General features: G+C 42.8%; 21 protein-coding genes and 1 riboswitch. Of the genes, 1 reads left to right on the top strand and 20 read right to left on the bottom strand.

The genetic code is table 11. The annotated features are described in order from the left end of the window. Positions 1 to 17: 17 nt before the first annotated feature. The 18 genes from trxB to BP97_RS38155 all read right to left on the bottom strand — a co-directional run bounded on the left by trxB (position 18) and on the right by BP97_RS38155 (position 20,643). Positions 18 to 965: a thioredoxin-disulfide reductase gene (gene trxB / locus BP97_RS0131685; RefSeq protein WP_028552671.1), complete on the bottom strand. Its 948-nt coding sequence runs from the start codon at positions 963 to 965 to the stop codon at positions 18 to 20. Between the two features lie 220 nt (positions 966 to 1,185). After that, the gene (locus BP97_RS38175; RefSeq protein WP_051621091.1) at positions 1,186 to 2,181 is read right to left on the bottom strand and encodes a DMT family transporter; all 996 of its coding nucleotides are present in this window, start codon (positions 2,179 to 2,181) and stop codon (positions 1,186 to 1,188) included. A 148-nt stretch (positions 2,182 to 2,329) separates the two neighbouring features. Then, a riboswitch (FMN riboswitch) is annotated at positions 2,330 to 2,483 on the bottom strand. 261 nt (positions 2,484 to 2,744) lie between these two features. Further along, on the bottom strand, positions 2,745 to 2,951 hold the full coding sequence (locus BP97_RS39995) for a cysteine-rich CWC family protein (RefSeq protein ID WP_081824473.1): 207 nt from the start codon (positions 2,949 to 2,951) through the stop codon (positions 2,745 to 2,747). A 704-nt stretch (positions 2,952 to 3,655) separates the two neighbouring features. Continuing rightward, positions 3,656 to 5,026 (bottom strand): MATE family efflux transporter, encoded by a 1,371-nt coding sequence (locus tag BP97_RS0131675; protein WP_028552670.1) that lies wholly within the window; start codon positions 5,024 to 5,026, stop codon positions 3,656 to 3,658. A gap of 113 nt (positions 5,027 to 5,139) precedes the next feature. Next, a complete protein-coding gene (locus BP97_RS0131670; protein ID WP_028552669.1) occupies positions 5,140 to 5,400 on the bottom strand; it encodes a YqkE family protein in 261 nt (86 codons plus the stop codon). Positions 5,401 to 5,484: 84 nt separating this feature from the next. After that, on the bottom strand, positions 5,485 to 6,171 hold the full coding sequence (locus BP97_RS0131665; protein WP_028552668.1) for a response regulator transcription factor: 687 nt from the start codon (positions 6,169 to 6,171) through the stop codon (positions 5,485 to 5,487). After that, positions 6,171 to 7,643, bottom strand: a complete 1,473-nt coding sequence (locus BP97_RS0131660) for a sensor histidine kinase (protein ID WP_028552667.1) — start codon at positions 7,641 to 7,643, stop codon at positions 6,171 to 6,173. The genes BP97_RS0131665 and BP97_RS0131660 overlap by 1 nt, the downstream gene beginning before the upstream one ends. Positions 7,644 to 7,662: 19 nt before the next feature. Then, entirely contained in the window at positions 7,663 to 8,406 is a 744-nt protein-coding gene (locus BP97_RS0131655) for an ABC transporter permease subunit (RefSeq protein WP_028552666.1), read from the bottom strand. Next, positions 8,399 to 9,136, bottom strand: coding sequence for an ABC transporter ATP-binding protein (locus BP97_RS0131650; RefSeq protein ID WP_028552665.1), 738 nt, complete (start codon positions 9,134 to 9,136; stop codon positions 8,399 to 8,401). The genes BP97_RS0131655 and BP97_RS0131650 overlap by 8 nt, the downstream gene beginning before the upstream one ends. Before the next feature lie 81 nt (positions 9,137 to 9,217). After that, the gene (locus BP97_RS0131645) at positions 9,218 to 10,138 is read right to left on the bottom strand and encodes a hypothetical protein (protein ID WP_028552664.1); all 921 of its coding nucleotides are present in this window, start codon (positions 10,136 to 10,138) and stop codon (positions 9,218 to 9,220) included. A 160-nt stretch (positions 10,139 to 10,298) separates the two neighbouring features. Further along, positions 10,299 to 11,369 carry a glycosyltransferase family 4 protein gene (locus BP97_RS38165; protein ID WP_036746905.1) on the bottom strand — a complete coding sequence of 357 codons (1,071 nt, stop codon included), beginning with the start codon at positions 11,367 to 11,369 and terminating at the stop codon, positions 10,299 to 10,301. 141 nt (positions 11,370 to 11,510) lie between these two features. Beyond that, the gene (locus BP97_RS0131635) at positions 11,511 to 12,830 is read right to left on the bottom strand and encodes an ABC transporter substrate-binding protein (RefSeq protein WP_028552663.1); all 1,320 of its coding nucleotides are present in this window, start codon (positions 12,828 to 12,830) and stop codon (positions 11,511 to 11,513) included. Positions 12,831 to 13,069: 239 nt separating this feature from the next. Then, a complete protein-coding gene (locus tag BP97_RS0131630; RefSeq protein ID WP_156043454.1) occupies positions 13,070 to 13,609 on the bottom strand; it encodes a hypothetical protein in 540 nt (179 codons plus the stop codon). Between the two features lie 120 nt (positions 13,610 to 13,729). Then, on the bottom strand, positions 13,730 to 15,085 hold the full coding sequence (locus tag BP97_RS38160) for an MATE family efflux transporter (RefSeq protein WP_231506527.1): 1,356 nt from the start codon (positions 15,083 to 15,085) through the stop codon (positions 13,730 to 13,732). A 94-nt stretch (positions 15,086 to 15,179) separates the two neighbouring features. Then, on the bottom strand, positions 15,180 to 16,370 hold the full coding sequence (locus BP97_RS0131620; protein ID WP_028552661.1) for an oligogalacturonate lyase family protein: 1,191 nt from the start codon (positions 16,368 to 16,370) through the stop codon (positions 15,180 to 15,182). A 240-nt stretch (positions 16,371 to 16,610) separates the two neighbouring features. Continuing rightward, positions 16,611 to 17,930, bottom strand: coding sequence for an ABC transporter substrate-binding protein (locus tag BP97_RS0131615; protein ID WP_028552660.1), 1,320 nt, complete (start codon positions 17,928 to 17,930; stop codon positions 16,611 to 16,613). 36 nt (positions 17,931 to 17,966) lie between these two features. Then, the gene (locus tag BP97_RS0131610) at positions 17,967 to 19,295 is read right to left on the bottom strand and encodes an ABC transporter substrate-binding protein (protein WP_028552659.1); all 1,329 of its coding nucleotides are present in this window, start codon (positions 19,293 to 19,295) and stop codon (positions 17,967 to 17,969) included. Between the two features lie 442 nt (positions 19,296 to 19,737). Continuing rightward, entirely contained in the window at positions 19,738 to 20,643 is a 906-nt protein-coding gene (locus BP97_RS38155; protein ID WP_051621090.1) for a polysaccharide deacetylase family protein, read from the bottom strand. A gap of 171 nt (positions 20,644 to 20,814) precedes the next feature. Here BP97_RS38155 and BP97_RS40475 point away from each other — a divergent pair, with 171 nt between their 5' ends. After that, positions 20,815 to 21,003: a hypothetical protein gene (locus BP97_RS40475; RefSeq protein ID WP_156043452.1), complete on the top strand. Its 189-nt coding sequence runs from the start codon at positions 20,815 to 20,817 to the stop codon at positions 21,001 to 21,003. A gap of 67 nt (positions 21,004 to 21,070) precedes the next feature. Here BP97_RS40475 and BP97_RS0131595 read toward each other — a convergent pair whose 3' ends face one another. Together BP97_RS0131595 and BP97_RS0131590 are read right to left on the bottom strand one after the other, a co-directional pair. Further along, a complete protein-coding gene (locus BP97_RS0131595) occupies positions 21,071 to 22,615 on the bottom strand; it encodes an extracellular solute-binding protein (protein WP_028552658.1) in 1,545 nt (514 codons plus the stop codon). Positions 22,616 to 22,734: 119 nt separating this feature from the next. Then, positions 22,735 to 23,610, bottom strand: a complete 876-nt coding sequence (locus tag BP97_RS0131590; RefSeq protein WP_028552657.1) for a carbohydrate ABC transporter permease — start codon at positions 23,608 to 23,610, stop codon at positions 22,735 to 22,737. Between the last annotated feature and the right edge of the window lie 33 nt (positions 23,611 to 23,643).

The raw sequence follows: 23,643 nt of genomic DNA, 5'->3' as shown, positions 1-23,643 counted from the left end.
ATTGAAGATGAAAGAGATTAATGATTCGATACTAAAGCCTCTGACTCGGCATTCTCCAAAAATCTTTCACAATCCAGAGCAGCCATACAGCCTGTTCCAGCGGCGCTTATCGCTTGGCGATAACGGCTGTCTTGAACGTCCCCGCAGGCGAATACACCTGGAATGTTAGTTTCGGTAGTGCCTGGCAATACTTGCAAATAACCGTGATCATCCGTCGTTAGTTGACCATCAAGGAACTTGGTGTTTGGTGTATGACCGATGGCAATGAAAATACCATCCGTCTCGATAATTTCCTCTAAACCTGTATCGTTATTTCTGACTTTCAAACCGGTTACGCCTTTCTCACCGCTAACGACTTCCAAAGGTGTCCGGTTCAAGCTCCAGCTGATTTTAGCATTTTGTTTGGCGCGGTCCTGCATAATTTTGGAAGCTCGAAGCTCGTTCCTGCGATTTACCAGTACGACTTCAGAAGCAAAACGAGTCAAAAAGTTAGCCTCTTCCATTGCGGAATCTCCGCCGCCAACGACGATAATTTTTTTGTTGCGGAAGAAGAATCCGTCACAGGTAGCACATGTGCTCACACCGCGGCCGACATTATCTCTTTCCCCAGGAATACCCAAGTACTTGGCTGAAGCTCCAGTGGAGACGATAATGGACTCCGCTTGAATTTCCCCCATTCCTTCCACCCATAAAGTAAATGGGCGCTTGGATAAATCGACTTTGTTAACCCAACCGGTTTTAAACTCGGCTCCAAATCGCTCTGCTTGCTTGCGCATATTGGCCATCAATTCCGGCCCCATGATCCCTTCAGGAAATCCTGGGAAATTCTCGACCTCTGTTGTCGTCGTTAATTGACCACCTGGCTCCGGACCTTCAATAACCAACGGATTGAGATTGGCTCTTGCCAAATAGATTGCAGATGTTAACCCCCCAGGGCCTGTTCCGATAATGACTGTTTTGTACATAGATGATTCCTCCTTGAGCAGCTCTTTTTATATTTAAACTATGTCTAAATTGATTTGGTAAAAGTATCTTATCACTCTGGCTGATAAGTTTCATGAAGATCTGATGAAGACACTATGAATATTTAATGAAGATTTTCCCATCCTTTTCAAAATCAATTTGGCCCATAAGTACGTAACAAAAAAACCGTACCTATTAAAATACGGTTTAGATTAATCTCATTTATGAACGTTCTCTTGCCAGCTTCGGCTGTACCGCCAAATTAGACTCGAGTCCGTCCTGCTGTCTCGATAACTGAAAGAGCATGAACCAGATCAATACGAAGCCTGCGATCTGCGCCATCGTAATAGATTGATGAAATACGAGCCAGTTCACGAAGACGCCGATTGCCGGGAAGAATAATTCCGCTAACGTTGCAAAGGAAGCTTTCGTGTTAGACAATCCTCGATAATACAAGAGCAAACTGAACAATCCCGGTAAAAAAGCTTGGAGCACCAAGTTGATCGAAATCGCGGCCCAGTCATTTGTCTGTATCGGGAAGTGCCAAGCCTCTCCCCCCATCCATGTCGTAAAGAAGAGTAGCGGCAGCGCCAAAATAAAGCGAAGTGCCGTGACAGATTCAAACGGCAGCTTATCCAACAGCAAACGTCCCATAACAGTAGAACCGCCCCACAATGCAGCCGCTCCAATAGATAACAAACCTCCTGCTAAGCCGAATTCAGATAGCCCGTTAAAAGGGAACGATAGACCAAAGGTTAATAGGTAGGTTCCCACAAGCGCCATGACGATAAATATGGAAAACTTAGCAGGTAAGCGTTCCTTCAATATCCATCTTGCCATCAAGATAGCAAATAATGGCTGAAGCTTCTGCAGCAGCAGAACCCCGTTCAAATTGCCGTGTGCAAAAGCCGAAGTAAACATGATGGTAGCAATCGCCGAACCGCCCCAGGATATAAATAAGAGAGCAACGATATGCTTCAGCGTCAATCCATGTATTTTGCTTCTATAGATCCATAATACCGGTACTGAGTACAAGAGCAACAGTAAATGCTCCATTAATACGATTTGTGAGGACGTAAAGTATTTCAGAAGTAATATTCTGAACAAAGGGTCTACACCCCATAAGGCTGCGCCAAGCGCGACCAGCCATACTCCGCCTCTACTTCCGAGCTTAGATCCGCCCGTTTTTTCTGATGATGCTGCAAATGTGTTCTCCATCTCCATAACCTCCTGTAAATATGAAAAGGAAGCTTCGAAAGAAAGATAGCCCCGTTATCAACAAATGTGACAACGGGGCATACATAAACAGGCGTGGATCTGGAAAGTTTTTCACGAAAAAGAAACCGTACCAGAAGTACATGCTTGTTTTGACCTTCTCCCATCCGGACTGTACCGTCGGCTTTGGAATTCCACCAAATCAGTCGTCAATGCTATAAAGCAAATGACGAGTCGCGGGCTATGGGCCAATACTTGCACCCTTCACCGCCGGTCGGGAATTTCACCCTACCCCGAAGATCGACCATATTCTGTTTTATTATCCTCTATGTCATTGTTCTCAATAGTTGCTTGGACAAGCCTAATATTCCTGATCAATGAAAATAACTGCAATCTCCAAGTTCTTCAAATGATCTGTTGTTGAACTGGCTCCCTACCAAAATCCTACCGATCAGGCAAAAGAGGGTGTTATACCTCAAAGGGTCGATACGAACTTCCTTACACGAATTATATAGCAACTATATAAATAAAAGCAATACCACCGCTTAAAAAAATACATTTAATAATTAATGCTGCTCATTTTTGAATTCTTCTACGCATTTGCGGCAAATGCATACTTGTCCTCGCAACTCGGCTGGTATTCGATCACGTAGTTCTTGAGGTACCTTGGTATGGAAGCACCAACAATCACCGCTTTCAACACTGCATTTATTTTCACCACCACAAAAAGGGCAGCTTCGCTCACGCTTAATCTCACTATTCAATTGAATCATCACCTCAGATTGGCGCCTATAAAAAAACACTTTTGCCCATTCCATAATTTTACACTTTTTGATATATTAGAACCTAATTCAAAAGTCATAATATATCGAGGTGCAACCAAATGGCAAAAATAATTTTCGGTGTAGCTGGAGGCATCATACTTGCTGTTATCGTCTTATCGTTATGTTAAAACTAATACAGACTAATTATAAATACACCTTAAAAGATATAGCAATTTTAGGAATCTGCTTTTCCATGTATGGTTTGAATGAATTATTATTTAAATCTATCGATTCTTCCTTACATTGGTTTTTTACTGGGTATTACAATGATTTACTAGCATCCATTATTCTGCTGTCCTACTCAAATATATTATTAACTCACTTTTTGCGTATATTATATTTGAATTTTTACGGTTTGAGCATATTTATCTTACTAGTTGGTTTGTATTGGGAGTATATAACCCCTTTCTATAAACAATCAACACCTGATCCATACGATATTCTCATGTATTATATAGGACTGGTCATTTATTGGATAGTTAGAAAAAGATTATGCTGACGTCGAAGGAATATCGACGCCAGCGTATTTTTTGGTGTTATTCTCATTTACTTGAGTTGAGTATCCTTTTGAATCGCTCCATTGAATGATCTGATCTGGATCAAAATCTCTCACATCTTCTTATCTGAATTATAAAATCGTCAAATAGTTCCATCTATTTCGTGACAACTTGGCTCCCAACTCGATACTTTCTCTGGACCCGGAGCAAACGGACATAGAACCCTGCGGCTGCAAATGTCAGGCCAATTGTAATACCGAGCCAAAATCCGTAAGGCCCCCATTCGGTATAAGCAGCTAGCGCATAGCCCGTCGGCATGCCGACAAGCCAATAGGATACCAGTGCAATGATAAACGGAAACGTAACATCCTTATATCCTCGGAGCACCCCTTGTAAGGAAGCTTGTGCTGCATCCGACAACTGGTAGACGATAGCGAATATAAGAAATTGCATCGTTAGCTCTACGACTTCCCGACTATCAGTATAGAAATAAGCGATCTGCTCCCGGAAAACATATAAGAAAACGGAGCATACCGCCAAGATTCCAATGGCCATTAACACTCCAAAGCGGCTGTACTGACGAGCGTCCTTATATCGTCCGCTCCCCACTTCATAAGCAATGATAATCGTCAAGGACATAGATATACTCAAAGGAATCATGAAGATCATAGTAGTGAAGCTAATGGCCGCTTGATGAGCTGCGATAGTTACCGTATTAAACATCATACCCATCAGCAGGGTCACAACAGAAAATATACTGGCCTCGAAAAAGACTGACAACCCCATAGGAACGCCGATCTTGAGCTGCTCCTTCCATGTTTTCCATGATGGAGCAAACCACTCCACGAACAGCTTGTAGCGGCTCATCGCTTCTACTTTAAAAGTCATCACAATACTGAAAACTAGAATCAACCAGTAGGTAATGGCTGTAGCATAACCCGCACCGATTCCCCCTAGTTTAGGAAATCCCCAATTGCCGAATATAAGCAAGTAATTGATAAGCACATTGATCGGCACAGCCACCAGCATGATGGTCATAGATATCCTCGTGTATCCGTGCGCATCGAAAAAATATCTAAGTACACTAGATATGAACAATGGAATAATGCCGAAGGATAGAGCGATTAAATATTGCTTGGCAATATGATGAACTGCAGCCTCCAGATTCATCCCCGTCAAAATCGGGTTCAATGCAAATCCGCCTGCGATGACAATGACGATCGCTAACAATAAAGATAAATAAAGCGCTTGAGTTACGGTCTTTGAAATTTGCTTCACATCGCCTTTGCCATAGAGCTGAGCGACAAGCGGTGTAACGGCAAGTAAAATACCATTCAATCCGATCGAAACCGGCATCCATAAGCTCGCTCCGATAGCGACTCCCGCCAAGTCGTTCGTGCCCGCTCTGCCCGACATCATCGTATCGAATAACGTCATCGCGTTAAGGCTGATTTGAGTCATCAGAATAGGACCCAGAATCGTAAAGAACTGAATCATTTTCCCCTTGTAAGTTTTCTCTTGTTGCATATGTCCTTTCTCCCTTCAAACACAAAAAAAGAAGAGCGTCCGGCGTGCGCCCTTCTTCAGCTTCCCATTGTACATAATCTTAGAATGTCCGTCAAACCTCGAACAGATGCATTCTAATTCTTATATTTGTGCCAGTCCATGCCGCTATTCTCCAGCAAGTAACCAAAATCGCTCTCAAGCCGCTTTTTTTCCGCTTTGCGGGCATCTTCCGCCTCTTGTCGGTTCTTTTCTCTTTGCTCCGCCTCTTTGGCTTTCATCTCATCGGCTTGTGATTTCAACTTGCTGACCACTTCCGGATTCAACAAGTCTTTCAATGTAGTCGGCTTATCATTAGACTCCTGCTTCGGCGCTGCTGGTTGTCTTTTTTTCACCATGTTTAATCACCTCATACTTGTAATACGTTATCAGTAAATCATACGATATCATTAAACGTATGGTACTCCCAAGTATTGTGAATGTCAAACCCTAAACCGGTACCCTGCTCCCCAAACCGTTTCAATATATTGGGCATTATCCGTATCCATCTCTATTTTCTCACGCAGCTTGCGGACATGCACAGTTACAGTCTGAGTATCCCCTAAAGCATCAATTCCCCAGAGCCGCTCGAACAAATGGTCCTTACTAAACACTCTATTCGGATTTTTGGCGAGAAAATAGAGCAGATCGAACTCTTTTATGGTCAACATGATTTCTTGGTCGTTCAGAAACACTCTGCGGGAATCGTGGTCAATCGTTAGTCCCCGGATCACAATCAAATCTTGGGTGTCTTTACTGCCAATAAGACGTTCATATCGGGCCATATGTGCCTTTACTCTAGCAACCAGCTCCAAGGGCTTGAATGGTTTTGTGATGTAATCATCAGCACCAAGACCGAGTCCTCGGATGATATCGACGTCGTCCGTTTTTGCCGTGACCATAAGAATAGGCAGGTCCCGCTTTTCCCGGATCTGCTTGCATAAATCGAAGCCATTGACTCCTGGCAGCATCAAATCAAGAATAATTAAGTCATACTCTCCATTCAGTCCAAGCTCCAAGCCTTGTTCCCCATCACTTGCAATATCAACCTTAAAGCCGCTAATCTCCAAATAATCTCTTTCCAGCTCAGCAATCGACTGTTCATCTTCAATGATTAAGATCCGTTTCATCATATCACCGTTTCTATTTTATACTTGGCAGGAAGAGTGATAGAAACCCGTGTACCCTCCCCTTTCACGCTGTGGGCTTGAATATGCCCCCCATGACCCTCGATAATTTGCTTGGCTATAGCTAGCCCCAGTCCGCTTCCTCCAGTAAGTTGATTTCTGGATGGCTCCGCACGATAAAATCGATCAAAAATGTGAGGTAAAGCCTCGGCATCGATACCTCGGCCGTTATCCGATATTTCAATGACTATCGATGAGGCCGTTTGAAATGCTCGGAGTCCTATCTTCTTCTCTGTTTTATCCATATATTTCACACAGTTATCCATAATATTCGAGATGACTCTCTTGAGTTTATCTCGGTCTATAGAGGCCTGTGTTGTTGGCTTAACTTGTATGTCCATTTCGAAAAGAATGCCCTTTTTCTCCAATTCAAACTGTAGTTCATCCGTCCAATCTCGCAAAAAAGCCAACACACGCACGAGTTCAAATTGAAACGGAACCCGCTTCAAATCCAGCTTAGAGTAAAGGAACAGCTCATCGATGAGACGATCCATCTCCCCAGCTTTAGAGGAAATGGTTCTAATATATTTGTTCATTTTGTCCGGCGTATCCGCTACCCCGTCTTGAATTCCAGCGACATATCCCTGTATCGCGGTTAATGGTGTTTTGAGATCATGAGAAATGTTCGAGATAAGTTCCTTACGGTTCTCTTCGTATTGTAGTTGAGTTTGAATCGATTCCTGAAGCTTGTAGCGCATTTCTTCAAATGCTTGCCCTAATTGAGCTATTTCGTCCCTTCCGTTCAGACGAACGTGAAAATCCAGATCTCCTGCCTTAATCCGTTTGGCCGCTTTCTCCAGATGACGCAGAGGGACGATGATACTTTTGGAGACGAAGTAAGTAAGCGCTGCATTCGTAAGAACTAGAATAATCAGTATGGACAAAAACAGCACCGGGAAAAATTTACGTGCAAAATTCGCAAATGGGCTTACTTTATTAAGAACGAACACAGTACCTGGATGCTGATCGGGATACCAAAAATCGAATTGCGCAATCGAGTACAATTGCTTCCCCAGTTTGGCAGATTCAAGCTCTCTATGTCCGGGTCTATCGAAGATTGGCAGCTGTGGAAGCAGCTCGGAATCCTTTAATGCCTCCGGTACATAGGTCAGTTGATTGTCTCTTCTTACAACCAGCTCTGACCCGAATGCTGCCAGTTCTTGTTCTATTTCATCCAAATAGGCTCTATCTCTAAAGACCGTAGTATTACTCTCTGTATTACGCTTAATCTCCTTCATCAAACGTTCTGTCTGATGATCGTTGAACGATATCTCCGGCGTCTTATATTCTTCCCGTATATTTTGCAAATCGCCTCGATAAGCAACGACCAACAGAGCGGCTGTCATTATAATCAGAATTAGCGGAATGATCAGCATAGCAGCATAAGACAAAAGCAGTTTGAAACGTATGGACATGAATGATCCTCTCCGGCAATTAAACTTCTTTACGATTAAAAATAAAGTATCCGAGTGAGAAAAACAAGATGCAGCTCGAAAGCAGGAATACAGAAGTGGTCATTAGCTTTAATGGCGATACGGTACTGTTGAGCCACATCAAGTGCCAATCTGTATAGGACACCGGAGAAAAGGAAGACACTGCGCTTGTGAAAAACGGCGCAATTTTGGCCGCGATGTACAATAAGATTGAAAACGCAAAGCAGCCGCTGGCACTGTTAAAAAATTGTGCAACAAAGATGAACAATGCTGATACAGCAGCCATGGACAGCCACGCAGCCGAATAGGCTTTAACCACCTCGACTCCATTGAAGGTGCCTGCCGAACCGATAGCCAAACTGCAAATAACCGTAACGATTCCTAACAGGAATAAAATGGCCGCTATGGCAATCAACAAGGCAGAAGCTTTGGCTGCAAACACGCGAAACCGGGTGATAGGACGAAGAAGCGATAGCTTCAAGGTTCTTGAAGATACCTCATTCGGAAAAAGATCCGCTGCTGTCAAGAAGATAAAGATAGGTATCCACAATGCTGTATAAAAGCCCAGCATGTCAATTGGGAACGATTTACTGACGGCAACCAATCCCATCAGCGGCTGCAGCTTGTGAAGAGAAAGCGCAAGAACAATGGGTAATAATGCGGAAAAACAGAGCAGCACTATGGTTTTTTTTCTATATAGAAGCATATAAAGCTCATTCACAATCCCAACCTTCAAGCTATGCAAGCCCTTTCGCCTCCTTTGCGCTTTCCAACTGATGTATATAAAATTGCTCCAGAGATTGCTTGTGTGCAAGCAAATCAGATACTCTGCCTTCCGTCCTTAGCTTGCCGTCGAACAGGATGCCAACTCTGTTACACAGCTGCTCCAGCTCATGTATCATGTGACTGGAAATAATAAACGTCGTTCCGAGCTCCTGCGAGCACTTAGTAACCAAATTGCGAAACATGACGGTTCCCTCGATATCGAGTCCATTCGTAGGCTCATCCAGTATGACAAACTCCGGTTTTGCCATAACCGCTGCTGCCAGCGCCAATTTCTGCTTCATTCCGGTAGAATAATGTTTAATTTTATATGTCCGAACATGCTGCAGTCCTACGATCTTGAGCATCTCATCTATTCGCTTCTCATTGATTTCCGGATAAAAACGGGCTACCGAACGCAAATATTGGTCTGCACTCAAAAAATCGTGAAAATCTGCAGATTCAATCATACAACCCACTCTTTTCATGGCTAGCTCATATTGATCCGAAATATTTGAACCGAACAGACTCACCGTTCCCTTATCGGCGCGAATTAATCCCGTGACCAGCTTTAAAAGAGTCGTTTTACCGGCTCCATTCGGTCCTAGGAGACCATATATATCTCCAGGGAACAGATCGAGCTCAATATCCGATATGCCTCTCTCTTTTCCATAGGCTTTGCTTAATTGCCGAATGGATACAATCGCATTCATTCGATTCCCACCCTCCTCTAAATAAAGATTGCAGCTGGATAAAACCTTCATGAAGCTTTATCCGCTGCAACAGGAATACACTTATTTATTTTCTCTATTTTGACGATTGTCTTGTTTCAATGACTGTACTTGCTTTCCTGTCAAATCTACCGTATCCGGCGTTGTATTGTTGTAATTGGAAAGATCCGCGTTCAAGTGCAGTGTAAGTACATGGGCTGTGCCACTGGCATCTTTCCCGGAAACCGTAACATCCGCTTGCTGATGCTCGATATAATTATCCGCATTAATGTCTGCTTTGATTGCGACCTTGTCAATTTTAATATCTTGTGTCAGTTGAGGAACATTAGCGTTCAAAGTATGTTCGTCGAATGGAATCGGCTTGGTTGGTGTATCGGATTTGTTCTCCTTACCCCATTTATGTCCACTTGTCGCTTGCTTGATTGCAATTGGAGCAATAGCATTAACCACTGCCGGGATTTGAGAATTGGTCAGCTCCACCGCAACCTGCTTGGTACCGTCTGCTTTGTTGTCAACCGTGACATAGTCCTTCAAGTTCCCTACAAGGGCATCAATGACAGTTTCAACCTGCTGGGACATGACCTCATGATCTTGAATTTTATTTGTATTCCAATTCTTCTCCTTGCCCTCTTGTCTGACATAATACACATCTGTGCCGCTTGGTTTCACAACGGTTCCATCTGCTTGCTTGTAAAAGAGCAGCGATTGCTCAGCACCGCTGCCTTTTACGGTTACCGACCCGCTCGCCAAGTGATTTTGCGGGCTAAGCTTGAACGTTCCGTTCGCGCTGGTAAGCTCGTTCCCGTTGTCTTGCAATACAGATTGTGCCTGCACGCTTACATTTTGGATCGTTTTCGTATTCTTGAAAGCGGCTTTGTATGTGTCATACCCGGATGTGCTGGCCATCGCCGACAGGCCGGTCGTGATCATAACGACCCCGCTTATTCCTACCGCGCTTCCAAGCATTAACCATTTCTTCTTCATGCTCTAGCCTCCTATGAACTTTGTTAATCGACTTACAAAATTCATTGTACATTTCAAAAATAAACCGCCTGTGAACCATTTATTAAAAATCTATTAACTGATTTGAAATTCATTATGAATTCAAGTTCTATGTAAACATAAAAAACCCGATAAATATTATTTATCGGGCGGAATTATAAATTGTTATTAGATTGGAAGCCGTTTGCCCCCAGCTGAATCGGCTTACGGCATCCTTTCTTGCTTGCCTCGCTAGACGAACATACATTTCTTTGTTTTGTGCGACCTTCAAAATAAATTTGGCGTGAGCTTCAGGATTACGGTAGCGGTGAACAAGGAAGCCGTTGGAGCCATGCTTTACAATCTCATTGATGCCTCCGATGTTCGAAGCAATAACGGGAAGACCTGTTGCCATCGCTTCCACATTAACCAAGCCAAACGCCTCATGCTCTTGAGAAGGACAGACCAGGCAATGAGCCTTCTTGTACATGGTATGGATTTTGCTATGCGATATTTTGCCGGTAAACCGTGCTGGAACCGCATATCTTTCAGCAAGCAACTTCAGTGTCCCAACATAGTGAGGTTTTCCACCTCCTACGATGGTCAAGCTTATATCGGGTCTCCGCTTACGCGCAATACTTATCGCTTTGATCAAAACCGGAACTCCTTTGCGAGGTATCACCCTACCTGCAAACAATACGTGAAAGGATCCAGATTCCCCATGACGATTAACAGGCTTGAACCGATCCACATCGACACCCAGATGAACCATTCGTACTTTATGGGCTTGTGATGGAAACAAACGGGATAGATTGCTTTTCAAGGAATGACTATTGGCAATAATCAGATTGGCTCTGGCCATGCTTGCTTCCACACTCTTCGTTTGCGGAACAAAGGTTAGCGAATGAAGGAACAGTGACACTGGAGTTTTTGGAAAAGCCTTCTTCACTTGAGCCATATAGTGGGGGCGATTGTCCACCTGGATCATGTCGTATTGTTTTCCACGGATGTAATGCAAAACAGATGAAATATATTTTCGCGGGGACCCCGTTGACACTCTAACAATAGTCATATTCCCAAGACGGCTTACTCTGGGAAGTCCTGAGCTTTGGCGGCTCACTATGGTAACATGATGATTGGACGCAAACTGCTTGGCAATGGAAAGCATGCAAATTTCTACGGACCCGTTCCCTGGTACCGGAAGTTGTTCCGGCGCTACCATGAGGATTTTCAACAATGATCCCTCCACAATTAGTCATCGTACTTTTACGATATGTATAAGCGATGATTGTGTACTAGTTATCTGTAGGGCATTGTTTAAAAACTGACGACAGCCTATGGATGTCATTTGAAGATAGGGGAACTTCCTGTCCGGCTACTTGCCACCCTTTTGCGAAACCAATTGTTGTATGGCTATGTTAGACTCTTCCTCCACGGAACGTATGGCACTGTTCACATCCATATTGTTTTTATAGATATTATCGAAGATTTTGCTTGTGTTAACGCTGTAGTACACGAGTCCCGAGGCTCTAGGCGCTGGAGGCTGCGCATTTTTGCTATAATACACCGCTCCTGTGTTTTTACCTTTTAATTGAGGAAGGCTTTGACCGTATAAATCGTGTACAGCTTTGCTTTTCAGCGGTGTGACAATGCCTTGCTTGGACAATTCAGATTGCACTTCATCGGACAATAAGTATTGGATAATTTGGAAGGCTTGGTCTTTGTACTTGGAGTTTTTCGTAATGAATAAAGAATACGTATTCGGCAGCATCCCAGTATTCGGCAAATCTTTGAATGAAGGTGGAGAAGCTAGATCGAAGTTTAGATCTTTGTTTGCGTTGTACCAGCTGGTGACTTTCTCAGCGACATGGATTCCTATTGCCATTTGCCCTTTTGGAAAGTCATCTATATTGGTAAATTCATTGCCTGGAATATCGTAGAACCGCTTATAATTTTCAATCAGGGTTTTCCATTTCTCAGTATTAATTGCGGCTTTATTTTCTTTCAAATCCAAGGGAGTTAACGATAGTTGATTGTAGCTCGTCATGACACCCGGATGCATGGAAAGCCCTTTATATGCCACCCCATCAATGGAGCGGGTCATCTTCTTCGCTACATCATAAAGTTCATCCCAGGTCATTCCATCTTTAGGATACGGCACCCCGAACTTATCGAACAAATCCTTGTTATAGAACATGACAATATTACTAAGTGTAAAAGGCAAGCCCCATAATTGCCCGTCAGGATTGGCGTTTCTAACTTGAGCAATCGCAGCCTCATCCATTCTTGAGAGATCAAAGTTATGCTTTTTAATGAGATCAGCCATATCGTTAGCTAAATCAAACTCTTTTATTTTGGAAATGATATTGCCGCTTGATTCCAACACGATATCCGGTATAGTTCCTGCTGCCACAAGATCGGCATAATCTTGTCCCGTTGCCTTGTGGATGTGGTTAATGGTTACGTTGGGGAATTTCTTTTTAATGTACTGACCAATCTCATTATCGAAACCGCTTTCATTTGCATACACAGAATTTTGAGCCGTAAAAAATGTGAGGGTAATGGGATCATTGTTTACTTTGCTTCCGGGTTCCTCCGCAGTGTTGCTAGTCTCTTTTGCTGCATTACACCCGCTTATTACCATAACTAAACCTAAGGATAACGATACCATTTTGAAAGTTAATTTTCTTTCCATTCATTGTTCCCCTCTTCTCCAGATAATGAATTGAAATGGTTCACTTTAGTTATGGTTAGTCTTGGTAGTATTTCTATCATATCTCGATACGTACTGCATGTTGGATGTTCAATACTAATACATTCTTGTACAAAACTAATATTTTGCGTTCATTGGATCTAGAAACAACAAAAACAACCAGCCGTCCACGCAAAAATCGCGCAGCAGTTGGTTGCCAAAGATGCTTCCTCCATTTTCTACTACTTACCTGATGTGCCAGATAGACTAACAGGAGCAGAGAGATCAAATTTGCGATTTTCGTTGACGATAACCTTCTCATTAACTCCTGCCGTATTTACCCAACCTGTTGCCAGCAAGGAAACTTGTCCGGAATTAACCGCAATTTCTCCTAAATAAACTCGTTCGCTGCACTGTTTGTGATTCCCAAAATTAATATGATATAACCCCGTTGCATGGGCTTGTAATTTCATTGGCTTACCCGGTGTGATATCGGACTCAATTTCCCGGTAGGAGGATCCCTCTTCTTTGAACTCTGTACCATCCTGCTCGAAGAAGCGCACCGTTATATCCGCCGCCGAATTGGACGCATTGGATAATTGAAATGAAAAGTCCAGCGAATTCTCCGGACTGCAGTAATTATTCATAGGAATTTGAAACGATATGCTACTTGGCTCAACCAGCTGTTGGCGTTCGGACACCGAAGGTTCCACGGCAGCTGCAGGCAGTAAAAACATAACGCTGAGAGCAGCGACAGGAATCATTATTCTTTGTAATCTCAAGTGAAGTTCTCCTCTCCCCATCCGCGTTGGAATGCTTACGGAATTCTTTCGATTGTCTAGTTTACCTCTGAATGAAGGAGAAGATCAATAGGCTATTAGACCTTATTCGAATATTATCCCTTATAACGCAGCTCCCTTACTCACCGCACGGATACGATGCTTGAATAACGACCTCCAACGATACAATACCAGCATGCCTCTTACTAATTCATCTGCAATCATAGCTATATAAATACCGGTTAGCCCCCATCCGAGCTTGATACCCATGTAGTAAGACATACCGGCAGCGATAATCCATAGAGAGGCTGTGCCGCAAATCATAATAAATCGCGTGTCCCCTATTGCGGTTAACGCATTTCCTACTGCCATATTGAGCATTTTGGAAGGCTGCAAAAGAAGATTCAGCCCAAGAAGTGAAACGCCAAAAGCAATAATCTCCTGGTCTGAGGTGAAAAGCTGAATCGCCTCCTGTCCAAATCCATAAAGCAGGAAAGCGTTAGCCTGAACAAATGCCAACCCAATCCATAAAGTACGAAAGGCACATTTGTAAGCCAAGGAGTGTTCTCCTGCCCCGTGCAGGTTTGCGATACGAATCTGTCCAGCTAACGCAACCGAAAATCCAATCATGAAGCAAAAAGACTCCATCGTGTTCATATACGTTCTGGCACTCAACTCCTTGGCCCCGAGCGTTGCAATGATCGAGAAAATAATCAGCTGCGTGAAGCACCAAGATGAACTGTTCACTCCCAGAGGCCAGCTCAATCTGAACGTTTCTTTCATTAATGTCCTATCCATAAGCCGGAAGTCCTTCCATCCTATCGACTTCGCAAAGGTATGTCGGAATACGACTAGAAGCATGATTACACCGATAAGCCGGCTGATCGTTGTAGAGAAAGCAACTCCCTGTAAACCTAGAACGGGTAATCCAAAGGCTCCATAGATCACGATATAATTCATTATGACATGAATCACATTCATTCCTATTGCGATAATCATGGGACTTCTCGTATTCCCTGTATTACGAATGACTGCACTTAGTACCGTCATTGCAGCAAGCAGCACCATGCCTCCGCCAACGATAGAAATATACGTTTCACCCATCGGGCGTAGTGATTCCGGCAGTTGAAGCATCCTAGTGATTGGACCGGCACCAAAATGGAGAAGGACGCTGAGACCTATCCCGACACCTACACATATATTGGTTCCTACAATCCCTAAAGATCTTGCTGTACCAGCCTGATTAGCGCCCAGCTTCTGTGCTACCAGAATCCCGGTGCCGCTTGCAAGAGCAGTAAATAAGATGTTCACTGCTGCGAAAAGCTGATTAGAGATGCCAATAACCGCAACCGCTCCATCCGATATATGGCTAACCATCAAAGTATCAACCGTTCCAAGTAAAAATTGCAGCAGCATTTCCAAAAATATCGGCCATGCCAGCATCCATAAGGTCATTTGTTTTTTCTGTTGTCGCAACACGGCAGTTACCCTCCGACTTCATTCTCTAAGATGTATGTGCTTTAAGCAGCGCAAAACAGGCTGCTACATTGCAGCCTGTTGTATACTCATATAATTAAGGCTGCTTAGGCAGCGAATCAAAATCCGGCACATCTACCAGGTACAGATTCCCGTAACCGGTCATATCGCTAGTAAATAATACTTTGCTTCCATCCGGGCTAAATCTCGGATGAACATGGAGCTTTTGGGCTTGGAAGCTCCCGCGATGCCGACACAAAATACGGGGTCCTTCCAGGACGCCATCGCTATTTTTCCAAAGACATATCGTATCCTGGAATTGATCACCATGATAAGCGCTGGTTTGCTGTCCGTCACCAACGATCAAACTGGAATTATTTGAATGAATGTGCATATTTTGGAACGGAAATGCACTTTCTTGGCTGTTCGTATTATCGTATTTGACTGAACCGATAAATTTGCCATCTTTGTTGGATAATGACTCCGTATAACCATGATAACCAATCGTTATTCCATCGGCGTGCCAGTATTCATGTCCGACAAATACGTTGTCTTCTGAAGGACGAATTTTCCATACATCGCCCGTTTCCATATTCAGACACCAGATGCGGTGATCGACGAGATCCCAAGGCCCCTCATGGCAAAAGCTAAGTAAATGCGGCTGAGTTGGAGAGGTGTTCACATGCCCTATCCACACTTTCTCTTCATGAATAACAGTCGATTCTCCACCGGTAACAGGAATCTTAACAATTTTACAGTGAGGCTTTGCTCTTGCTGTTTCTTCAAAACCAATGTACCCTGCTCCTAATGAAGTCTGAATGCGATCAGATAAGTCTTCTTTAACGCATGTGCACAGCCATTCACCATCCGAGGTGCAGCTCATATTGCCTAAAGTATACTTCTTCGGAGCTTCATAAATGACCTTCTCTTCGAAAGTTTGCAGGTTAATGGAGATAATTTGATTATTTTTGCTAAAGTAAGCTTCATACCCTTTCGGATTGATGTATGTTTGTTGAAGATTCGCAGGAGGTCCTTCCTGATAGTCTGTCAGCTGTGTGATTTCTCCTGAACGTAAATCCATACTGTATAAATTCGTGGCGTTGAACCTATCAGAACCAAATAACAGTTTATTGCCGTTATCGTACCAACCGTCGTTAGTAAAATAGAGGTGAAAGCTATGCGATAAATGATTCGTTAATTGCCGCATCGGAATTCCTGTGATCAAATCCTTTGTTACTTTCCACTCTGCCGGCCAAACTTTACCTTTTCCTTGTTCATTAGAACTCATTCCATCCACCCCATTATCATAAAGTCTGCTGCTACTTGTAAAAGACTAAACGATACGCGGGTTTCAAACAACGGCACTTTTTTGATTTCGTCCAGATTTGGATAGTACTTTCTTTCTCGATTTGCACTTTTTTGTATTCAAGGGGTACATAAACTTATTTAAACCAAAATGCCGCTTGAATTGAACAAGTAAAAGAAAAAAGTCCAGATGTTACTCTGGACTTAACTCGATTTACATACGCTACTTTAATTTCTCTTGGGCGATCACCTTATTAGCTTCTTCTTCAGCAGACCGCAATGCTGTATTAGTATCGATTTTGCCAAGCGAAAGATCAACCTGCGGTTTGGTATATGCTTTTTCCACTGCACTGTCATATTTGCTTTTTGGAGAAATAGGAGCCATTTTATTGTAAAATATGGCTTTTAAATTTTTGTCTTTAAATTCTGTGCTTTGTCCTAGAGCATTTTGTACCGCTGGATTTTTTAACACAGGTATGGTTGCTTTTTTTGCGGCAAGAGTCTGATATTCTTCAGATATTAAGTATTTTAACACTTCCATCGCCGCATCTTTATTGACGGTTTGATTGGTGATACTCATAAAGGTTGGATATGCTTGAGAGCCCGTTGCAGGAAGCTCCTTGAAGGTCGGCATGGAGACAATATCCCAATCCAATCCTGACATTTCCTTGGATAAAATCGATTGCAGGTCCGATAAGTAAACAAACATAGCCAGATTCTGATCCTTAAGGAAATCATCCTTGTACGGCAGCTTATTGCTCAGAGCAGTAATCCTGTCTTTGTAGCCTTGATCTTGGGCGGGAATGGTGTAGTAAGTCTCATACATCCTCTTCCATATATCGCTGTTGATCGTAGACATCTCTGTCTTCGAATCTACATAAGGCTGTGAAAACTGATTCATTCTAAGCACATGTGTAGGCGAAACAACCAAGCCGATATATTGCTTTCCCTCGTCATTGCGAGTCATTTTTCGGGCAAGGTCATGCATCTCCTCCCATGTCATGCCATCTTTCGGTGAAGGAATCCCGAATTTTTGAAATAAAGCCTTGTTGTAGTACGTTACCATTATGTTATTGAAGACGGGTAAACCATATAATTTACCATCCGATACCACTTTTGCTGCGTCGACAAGGGTCGGTTCTATGCTGCTCAAGTCCACTTGATGCTTTTTAGCTAATTCCGTCATATCCAATTGGAGTCCAGCCTGTATAAACTCGGGGAAAACGCCTATAGATCCATAATAAAAGTCAATTCTTTTTCCCCCTGTTATCAACTCCAGCAGCCTGTTTTTAGGATCTACAGGAATATAGGTAATATCGTAATTAGGAAATTTTTTGCGAAGCGCCTCGCCGAACCGTGCATCAAAAGCCTCTGTAGTGTCACCGCCTCCGGAGTAAAAAAACAATTCTGTTCTTTCATTCATTGTACTTCCAGTTCCTTTTAGCTCCTGAGACTGTTGATTCCCCTCTTTATGGGTACATGCATTTAGAACAACTCCCGCAGAAAGACAGATGGTCAGTAGAGATATCAATTGACGTCGCATGGAATCCCTCCTTCAATAGCTAACTTGAGCTTGTTTTCACTTCTTTTTAATGCTCTCGATTCCTTTATTAGCCTCTTCTTCCACAGTCCGAAAGAGGGTATTAAGATCCATTTTTCCAAGCGACAGATCTACAATAGATTTGGTGTAAGCTTTTTCCGCGATAGCATCATATTGAGTCTTGCTCATAATGTTTGGAAACCGGTCGTAAAACACCGCTTTATAGTTTTTTCCCTGAAACTTACTATCTTTACCGTAGATATCCTTGAATTCTTGCCCGTTCAAAACCGACATAACACCTTTTCTCGCATTCTCTTTCTGCACTTCATCAGAAGTCAAATATTGAATGATCTGAAATGCTTCTTCCTTATGCTTACTAAAGTTCGGAATAGCAAAATAAGTAGGGTAGCTTTGGGTACCTACTCCTGGCAATTCTTTAAAAGTCGGAGTGGAGACCATATCCCAATTGATGTTTGAAAACTCAGGTATTAACGTGGGCAAATTCGATAACATTTCAAACATAGCTACGGAACCATCCTTAACGAACTCGCCTGTGTACGGTAATCTGTTGCCCATAGCTTGAATCGCCTCTTGATAGCCTGTATCTGATGCAGGTTCGACAAAGTAGGTTTGAAACAACTGTCTCCACCGTTCATCCTTATTTATTGTCACCGTCCCTGAAACTTTATCTACCATTGGGATAGAGAATGGATTCATTTTGAGAATATGGGCCGGTGATACGGCAAGACCCATATACTGCTTACCACCATCTGATTTATTCAGTTTCCTCGCAATCGTCAAGACTTCATCCCAGCTCATTCCATCCAACGGATAAGGGACGGCAAACTTATCGAAAATATCCTTGTTATAATAGAGCACCATACTGTTCGTATAAACAGGTAATCCCCATAATTGACCACCCGCATTTTGTTTCATCGCTTCTAGCGTAGTTGGCTCAAATCGGTTCACATCAAGCTTATATTTCTTAACTAGATCGCTCATGTCAAACTGAATGCCGTAATCAGGTACATTCGAGAAAAAAGCTCCGATGGATTCATAATAAATATCAATGTTTTGTCCTGCTACCATCTGATTTTGAATTTTTAAAGCGTCATTGCCCCTGGGGTTGATGAAATGGATCTTATAGTTAGGGAATTTCTTTTTGATAGCGTTTCCAAAATTTTCATTCCAAGACTCTTCAGAATCTCCCGGTGCCGAGTAAACCGTAATTTCCACGGGCTCGTTCAGAATTGGAGCGGATGTTTTTACTTCGTCCACAACAGATTGAGACGCCTGCTGCTGACTGCAGCCGGAGACCAATGAGATGACTACAGCTGCACCGATGAATGACTTCACTTTAGCTTTCATTAACCTATACACTCCTCTTCTAGGCAAGCCCTTATTATTCGAACACTGCATTAGTTCTTGAAAAGAATAACCGTGAATACCGAATTGAACTAGATATGTTTAGTTCGTTTAGCAGAAAAATATGCAACATTACAAAATCATATTTCTCGAGAAAAACGCAATAAACATCTCATGAAATTCTGCTATCTTAACCCAGATAATACCATCATTAACTAAACTGGTCAATTTATATTTCCTATATTTATTTACTTAATTTAACTAAAATAACTAAACAAATATATGTGTTCTCCCAAGGTGAGCAGGCCAATCCCCATCGGATCATTGACTCCTTTTTCACCTAATCAAAATAAAAAAACAAGAGTATCAATCTGTTGTAAGATTGATACTCTTGTTTTCACTTCCCTCATTTTCACTTCATTCCTTAAATGAATATAACTCAGTCCTAAAAGTAACGATATCTGACTTGCAATATGATATTTTTTATAAAATTTTCCATTTTACCCAACAAGGTAGTTTCTTTTTTCATTTTATCGACGAGTCCCTCTCCTGTTAAAGTAGGTACTCCCGCTGTTACTCTTTTGATTAATGTATCACCCGTTGAGTTTAATCCGTAATCGCCTGTATAGATGTAATGAATGCCTGCTTGTCTACTTAAATCGATGAGGGATTGATTGTATCTTCCATGAGGTAGGCACAAGATGGATAAGGTGTTCCCTAATTGATCGTGAAGTATTTTCTCCGCTTGACTCAAATCCTTGACGACTCTATTTTTATACTCATCCTCCGTTTCCATCCGGTTCTCTGACTCTAGAAATATCCGATGTGTCAGCGGGGAAACCTGCTTCCCTTTCTCATCCGTATTAAAGCCGTGTGAATCAAATGTATGAGAGAAGAAATCAAAGCCGTCATCATTCATCTTCTTGATTTCGTCCCAAGTCATAAACGGTGTTTCCGGCGTGCGGTCTCCAACAGAATTAACAATAAGGAAATTGGTTGAAGTCATGCCCTGTTTTTTCAGCTCGGGATAAGCATATTTGTAATACGATTCATAGCCGTCATCGAATGTAATGACTACCGCATTCGGCGGGATCGGTTTATTGTCCTTCAGAAAGGCCACAAACTCTGATGTGGAGATTACCTTGTAATGATTGGCTGTTAAAGCCATCAGATGCTCCCGGAACCGCTCAGGGGATATAGTATACTCAGATTCGACAGGATCGATATGGTGATACGTGAGTACTGCTACTTTGTTCTGATAATGATTAGCTCCCCATTGTACTTGACCCAATACCAAAACGATACCAATAACAACAATAAAACCGATGAAAAATAAGATCTTTTTGTTCATAATGGCTCCTTTTCACGCTGCATTCCATTAAATAATAGCAGATAAGGTCGCCTTAGGAAACTTTGCCACCTGAGGCATCCGTATGATCTAACATTGCAAGCCTCCGGCTGTTCAAATTATGACCAATTAATGGTATGATTAGGGATAACTTAACGTTTGGCGGGTGCGTCCTTGAAAAAAACGATTTGCTTTTCACTCCTCTTTCCTCTACCGTTTGCCATCATCTTCTTCATGAACTCCAAGAACTGGCTGGAATGCTGCATTTATTATGGCATCTTTGCTGCGATACTGCTCATTTCGCTATTCATTCGGAGAAAAAAGCCCAAAAGAAGCGATTACTACGACGATTATATGATCTAGCTCCATTCTTTGGTGAAAGGAGCAGAAAAAAGGTCCGATCTGTCTCCCAGACCGGACCTTCTTCTTATTATTTCTTTTTGCTCTCAGCGTAAGCGTCGTTCATTTCTTTAATGTACTCGCTGCCGCCATTTTTCTTCCACAGCTCCATTTCCACTTTAAAGCCCGCTTCATCCAATTTACCTACAATAAACTTGACTCTTGCGTCTTCGACCTGTTGGTCCAGTTGAGCTCCTTTTTGCGTATACGTAGCGGAGATCAGAGGCTCGCCCGGGTTTGCCAAAGCAATCTTTTCATTTGCTGCCTTCACATCATTAGCTTTGGATCTCAGAGGCGTACCCGCTTTGAACGCGGTATCCAATACGTTTGGTACTCCAATTAGCATTTGGTTGAAGCTTTTAATGTTGATGTCTGGAGCTTGAGGCATATCCGATGAAAGAATCGTTACGAGCTTGCCATCCTCGACTTTGTAATGAGTGCCTTCAATACCATAAGAAAGGAGAATTTGGTATTCCTTATCATCGATTTTGTCAAAGAAATTAAGCACTTTGCGCAGCTCAGCTTCCGTTTTAACTGCAGATTTGGAAATTAAGAAAATACCGCCGTATCCTGTCGTTGCTGGAGTTACAGGACCATTCTTCCCGCTGATAGCTCCGATAATATCCATTTCGCCCTTCACATTGCCAGCTTTCATTTTCTCATCAATCTGGTAGGAACGATCCACTACGTCGACCGCTACGCCTGCCTGCCCATTAATGATAGGATCATTCCATTTCGCGGAATCATACACAGCGAAGTCTTGATTGACGAGCTTCTCATCATATAGCTTTTTGAAATATTTGAGAGCATCCATATATTCGTTCGTTAGATGAGCCGGAACCAGCTTACCGTCTTTGTCCACACCCCACTTGTTCGGAGCTCCGAACCAAGTCTGCATAATATCCCATGGGCCGGAGTACTTGGTCACGACCATACCATACGTATCATCCTTGCCGTTCTTGTCCGGGTCCTTCTCCTTGAACGCTTTTAACATGTTATAAAAATCATCAGCGGTCTTAGGCTCGCTTAGTCCGACGCTTTGAAGCCAATCTTTGCGATAAGATACAGCAAAGCGGCCTAGAGGTCTTGCTGTGTACAGACCATACGTTTTACCATTAACCGAAGTGTTGTTCAATATCGTCGCATTCATTTGCCTTAAGTTCGGATAATCTTTAAGATAAGGTCCAACTTCCCAGAAAGCTCCCCCTTTGATAGCGTTGACAATAGAAGGCGTTTTCGCATTTGCTGTAAAAATAACCGAAGGCATTGAGCCTGAGGCAAGGGTGATATTCAGCTTGTCGTTATACGCCGCATCCGGGGTAAACAATACCTCCAAACTCGTATTGGTGTACTCTTCAACCTTTTTCCATATTTTGCTCTCCGAAGTAATGGCATCGTTCTGAAAGCTCTTCATCATAATCGAAAATTTATAAGGCGCTTCTTTGCCTGGTGCTGCCGTTGTGCTTCCTTTGCCCGCTTCGGGCTTAGGGTCTGAACTACAACCTGCGAAAACGCTTGCAATCAATGCAATACTCATGGCGGCTGCAGCCGTTCTCTTCTGTTTTACGATTCTCATCTTTCTTATTCCTCCCTTTTTTGACTGCAAATGGTATAGCTTTTTTATGATAGTCCTGCACCTTATTTCAGCATCAAGCGAATCGCCAGCGCCGATATCGGTACCGGGTTATCAGCGTCTTAGCCCTTAACAGCTCCTAACATAACTCCCTTGGCGAAATGCTTTTGCAAGAATGGATAAACCAGCAAAATAGGTAATGTGCCTACTACGATAACCGCCATTTTGATCGATTGGTCAGGCGGCTTGACGTATTGTGGATCCATCGTTGACATATCCATTGAACCGGTAGCCAATAGAATAATTTGGCGCAGCAGCACCTGCATAGGCCACTTCTTCGTATCATTTAAATACAGTAGGGCGTTGAAGAAATCATTCCAATGGCCCACTGCATAGAAAAGCGCGAACGTAGCAATAACCGGCTTGGACAAAGGTAGAACGATACGCCACAACACACCCAGATCCGTGCATCCGTCTATTCGGGCGGATTCCATCAATTCATTTGGAATTTCCTGAAAGAACGACTTGATAACAATCAAGTTAAAAGCGCTGATAGCTGTAGGAATCATGACGGCCAGGTATGAATTCAATAGTCCCAAACTTTTAACAACCAAGAAGGTAGGAATGATTCCACCGCTGAACAACATGGAGAACACAACCATGTTCATAACAATGTTCCGACCTACCATATTGCGACGCGACAATGCATAAGCCATCGTAAAGGTGAAAAACAGATTCACTATTGTACCTGCAACAGTCACAAATACTGAGACAAGTAGACTTCGCGGCAAAGCGTTGTCCTTGAACACATATTCGTAGGCATTCAGAGTCACTGTCTTCGGAATAATGAAGAAGGCTCTATTGCTCAGTTCAATCTCAGTAGCGAATGATCCTGCGACTATATACATGATCGGTAGGATCATCGATAACGCTACGATAGCTAGAAAAACATAGTTGGCAGCATCGAATATTTTTCCGCTTAAGGTCGTATGTCTCAAGGCTGATGCCTCCTTTGCTTATTAGTGAGAGAA

This window comes from Paenibacillus sp. UNC451MF (assembly GCF_000686845.1).
Lineage (GTDB): Bacteria > Bacillota > Bacilli > Paenibacillales > NBRC-103111 > Paenibacillus_S.
Note: the sequence above shows the minus strand (reverse complement) of the source record. Positions and strands in the feature narration are given on the sequence as shown.

What these genes read in the sequence shown, in the direction of transcription:
- trxB (WP_028552671.1), bottom strand. Translation starts at nt 965, where the DNA reads ATGTACAAAACAGTCATTATCGGAACAGGCCCTGGGGGGTTAACATCT.
- BP97_RS38175 (WP_051621091.1), bottom strand. Translation starts at nt 2,181, where the DNA reads ATGGAGAACACATTTGCAGCATCATCAGAAAAAACGGGCGGATCTAAG.
- BP97_RS39995 (WP_081824473.1), bottom strand. Translation starts at nt 2,951, where the DNA reads ATGATTCAATTGAATAGTGAGATTAAGCGTGAGCGAAGCTGCCCTTTT.
- BP97_RS0131675 (WP_028552670.1), bottom strand. Translation starts at nt 5,026, where the DNA reads ATGCAACAAGAGAAAACTTACAAGGGGAAAATGATTCAGTTCTTTACG.
- BP97_RS0131670 (WP_028552669.1), bottom strand. Translation starts at nt 5,400, where the DNA reads ATGGTGAAAAAAAGACAACCAGCAGCGCCGAAGCAGGAGTCTAATGAT.
- BP97_RS0131665 (WP_028552668.1), bottom strand. Translation starts at nt 6,171, where the DNA reads ATGAAACGGATCTTAATCATTGAAGATGAACAGTCGATTGCTGAGCTG.
- BP97_RS0131660 (WP_028552667.1), bottom strand. Translation starts at nt 7,643, where the DNA reads ATGTCCATACGTTTCAAACTGCTTTTGTCTTATGCTGCTATGCTGATC.
- BP97_RS0131650 (WP_028552665.1), bottom strand. Translation starts at nt 9,136, where the DNA reads ATGAATGCGATTGTATCCATTCGGCAATTAAGCAAAGCCTATGGAAAA.
- BP97_RS0131645 (WP_028552664.1), bottom strand. Translation starts at nt 10,138, where the DNA reads ATGAAGAAGAAATGGTTAATGCTTGGAAGCGCGGTAGGAATAAGCGGG.
- BP97_RS0131635 (WP_028552663.1), bottom strand. Translation starts at nt 12,830, where the DNA reads ATGGAAAGAAAATTAACTTTCAAAATGGTATCGTTATCCTTAGGTTTA.
- BP97_RS0131620 (WP_028552661.1), bottom strand. Translation starts at nt 16,370, where the DNA reads ATGAGTTCTAATGAACAAGGAAAAGGTAAAGTTTGGCCGGCAGAGTGG.
- BP97_RS0131615 (WP_028552660.1), bottom strand. Translation starts at nt 17,930, where the DNA reads ATGCGACGTCAATTGATATCTCTACTGACCATCTGTCTTTCTGCGGGA.
- BP97_RS0131610 (WP_028552659.1), bottom strand. Translation starts at nt 19,295, where the DNA reads ATGAAAGCTAAAGTGAAGTCATTCATCGGTGCAGCTGTAGTCATCTCA.
- BP97_RS38155 (WP_051621090.1), bottom strand. Translation starts at nt 20,643, where the DNA reads ATGAACAAAAAGATCTTATTTTTCATCGGTTTTATTGTTGTTATTGGT.
- BP97_RS0131595 (WP_028552658.1), bottom strand. Translation starts at nt 22,615, where the DNA reads ATGAGAATCGTAAAACAGAAGAGAACGGCTGCAGCCGCCATGAGTATT.